Raw genomic sequence first — 793 nt, 5'->3', positions numbered from 1 at the left:
TGTCGTTGAACGCTCCGAGCGCCTGGACGACGAAGAACGGCAGGAAACGGCGCTGGCGCAGCAGGGCGAACTGGTTGTGACCGGACATGGAGCCTCCTTGACCGGCGCAGCCTAGCATTCCTGCCCATCCGCTGTGGGTGCGGACCGTTGGTCCACACACTTTGAAAGATCTCAGACGATATCGTCGACCACGCCGCCATCCACGCGCAGTGCCGCACCCACAGCGGATGGGCAGGAATGCTAGGCTGCGCCGGTCAAGGAGGCTCCATGTCCGGTCACAACCAGTTCGCCCTGCTGCGCCAGCGCCGTTTCCTGCCGTTCTTCGTCGTCCAGGCGCTCGGAGCGTTCAACGACAACGTGTACCGGCAGGCGATCATCAGCATGTTGCTGTTCATGGCCGTACCGGAGGAAGAACTGGGGCTGTATGCCACGCTGGCACCTGCCATCTTCATCCTGCCGTACTTCCTGTTCTCGGCACTGGCCGGGCAGATCGCCGACAAACTGGAAAAATCGCGACTGATCGTGATCACCACCACCATGGAGATCGTGATCATGTCGCTGGCGGCCACGGGCTTCCTCACCCAGAGCCTGCCGGTACTGCTGGTCGCGCTGTTCTGTACCGGCATGCAGTCAACCCTGTTCGGACCGGTGAAGTACTCGGTACTGCCCTCGGTACTCAAGCCCGAAGAGTTGACCGGTGGCAACGGTCTGGTTGAAATGGGCACCTCGATGTCGATCCTGTCCGGCATGATCGTCGGCGGCCTGGTGTTCACCGTGGCCGGCAGCCACGGCA

1 protein-coding gene is annotated in these 793 nt (G+C 62.2%); it reads left to right on the top strand.

Annotation, left to right across the window (positions count from 1 at the left end; genetic code table 11):
* Positions 1-267: 267 nt before the first annotated feature.
* A partial coding sequence (locus ARC63_RS03200; protein WP_139042375.1) for an MFS transporter occupies positions 268-793 on the top strand: 526 nt, incomplete at its 3' end.

Origin of the sequence: Stenotrophomonas geniculata ATCC 19374 = JCM 13324 (assembly GCF_001431625.1) — a bacterium.
Classification (GTDB): domain Bacteria; phylum Pseudomonadota; class Gammaproteobacteria; order Xanthomonadales; family Xanthomonadaceae; genus Stenotrophomonas; species Stenotrophomonas geniculata.
This window is presented reverse-complemented; position numbering and strand designations above follow the sequence as displayed.